The sequence below is a fragment of the Mesorhizobium sp. Cs1321R2N1 genome, assembly GCF_037179725.1.
In the GTDB taxonomy this organism is placed as follows: domain Bacteria; phylum Pseudomonadota; class Alphaproteobacteria; order Rhizobiales; family Rhizobiaceae; genus Mesorhizobium; species Mesorhizobium salmacidum.
Genome location: NZ_JAPYKP010000298.1, coordinates 1 through 1,717, shown reverse-complemented (window position 1 = coordinate 1,717; position 1,717 = coordinate 1). Strand labels below are relative to the sequence as shown.

Sequence of the window (1,717 nt, the reverse complement as noted above, 5' to 3'; positions counted from 1 at the left end):
GCTATGTTTGGATCTCTCGCTCGCGACGCTCGACAAAGTCCCGCAGCGCCTCGCGTGTCGAAGCCTCAAGCGCCGGTGGCTCCTCCTCGTATTTGCTCAGCATCTTTCGGCACCATTCGCGGCCGCGCGTTCCGGCATCCTTGCGGCCCGTCGCTACCCAGCTCTCAAAGCGTTCATTGTCTTGGACTTCGTCTAAGAACGGAAGGTTTTCGCGAGTATAATCCTCGTCAAAGAAATGCCCGCCCGGTCCTACCTTCGCCAGGGAGGCGAGCGCGGTTTCCATGTCGGCCCAATCAACTCCCTTCAGCATTGTGTAGAAGTTCTGCATCTGCTGGCCGTCGGCGCCAAGCTTCCCCATGGAGATGCATAGCGATCCCTCGATCGTGCCGCCGCAATGGGTCAGGAGATTACAACCGCCAAGGATCGCAGGGTAAACTTTCAGGATGGAATCGTAACCAGCGTAGAGGTCATCCCCTTTCGATCCGGATTTGGCGCCATTCGTCCGCCACGGAATGCCGTAGAACCTGGCCATCTGCCCAAATATGAACATTGCAAGCGCCACCTCTGGCGAACCGAATGTTGGCGAACCGCTCTTCATGTAAACGCCCATCGGTGCGACACCCATTATTGCACGACATCCGGGACGGATGATTTGGCTGAAAGCCACACCAGCAATCACCTCAGCCACTATCTGCGCCGTCGCGGCGAGCACGTGCACAGGCGTGGAGGCGCCATAAAGTACAAAAGGCGAAAGCAGAAGCGCCTGGTTATGAGCCGCGTATAAGCGTAGCGATTCAAGCTGGGTCTGGTCCCAAACGAGCGGTGAGTTGCAGTTGAGGAACGCGGTCATGACAACGTGCTCGTCCACGAATTGCTCGCCGAAAACGATCTTCGCCATGTCCAGACTGTCTTGCGCCTGAAACTCGGACTGAGCCGAGCCCATGATAGGTTTGTCGGTGGTGAGGAACGAGGATTCCACCATGTGCAAGTGTCGGTGCGGCACCGGTATGTCCATCGGCTCGAGCGTGTAGCCGCCGTTGTAGTGGATGACCGGGTTGACGTGGTGCAGCTTCATCACCGTGCGCATATCCTCGGCGGTCGCCTGCCGCCGGACACCGTCGAGATCAATAAGATTTGGCGTTCCGTAGGCGGGACCAAAGATCATGTTGCGTCCGCCGACCCTGGCTGTACGGTCGGAGTTGCGGGCATGATAGTCAAACTCACCGGGAACAGTGGCGATCAACTTACGGATAAGTTCGCGAGCAATGCGCACGCGATGCCCGGTAACTTCGGCTCCAGCCTGTCGCCAGATGGCAGCAGAGGCGTCGTCACGAAATTCTATTCCAATGGTCTCGAGGATTTTCATCGCATGATCGTCGATTGCCTCGAGCCCGTCCTGCGCAAGCACCTCGTATGTCGGGATGTTGCGCACGGCGGTAGGAAGGTAAATCACTGGGCCTCGTAGTCGCGCTTCTCGCCGAGAAGCGGCACCGCCGCGCCGCGGCCTCGCTGTGAGATTTTTGGGGTCGAGCGTTTCTTGCACGGTAATACGAGCTCCAAATGAGCCTCATAATTGCGGATCGGCCCAGACTAAACAACGATATAAGAGTGGCGCTGGTGCGTAACCTGCGATTACGCGCCGCTGCTGCAACGTGCGAGCTGAGCGAGCCGCCGTGCTGTTTCAGCTCCGCCGTGGCAGGCCTGATCAGCGCGCCGC

Annotated in this window: 1 protein-coding gene; it reads right to left on the bottom strand. The window is 58.5% G+C overall.

The window, feature by feature from the left end:
• Window position 1: 1 nt before the first annotated feature.
• Window positions 2–1,543 carry a trimethylamine methyltransferase family protein gene (locus O7A61_RS32120; protein WP_337133161.1) on the bottom strand — a complete coding sequence of 514 codons (1,542 nt, stop codon included), beginning with the start codon at window positions 1,541–1,543 and terminating at the stop codon, window positions 2–4.
• Window positions 1,544–1,717: the final 174 nt, after the last annotated feature.